Annotated in this window: 1 protein-coding gene; it reads right to left on the bottom strand. The window is 37.9% G+C overall.

Annotation, left to right across the window (positions count from 1 at the left end):
• The coding region (locus SB773_RS32505; RefSeq protein ID WP_410594508.1) for a 16S rRNA (guanine(527)-N(7))-methyltransferase RsmG at window positions 1–264 on the bottom strand (264 nt) is incomplete at both ends.

Below are 264 nucleotides of genomic sequence, written 5' to 3'. Positions count from 1 at the left end.
ATCGATACGTGGATATCAGGGAAACAAATCTTCAATGGAATACTCGGAAATCCAGCTCCAGCCCCGACATCGCAAATTTGATAAGATTTGTTAAAGTCGAAATAGAAGGCTGCACTGATTGAATCATAAAAATGCTTTAGATAAACTTCTTCTTTATTAGTGATGGCTGTTAAGTTCATCTTTTCGTTCCATTCAACCAATAATCGATAATAAGTGTCAAACTGATCAAGCTGGTGAGGAGAAAGCTCAATCCCTTTCTCCTGC

This window comes from Bacillus sp. SIMBA_074, from assembly GCF_046534555.1.
Lineage (GTDB): Bacteria > Bacillota > Bacilli > Bacillales > Bacillaceae_G > Bacillus_A > Bacillus_A mycoides.
The sequence above is the reverse complement of the archived record's forward strand: the minus strand, read 5'-3'. Positions and strand labels throughout refer to the sequence as shown.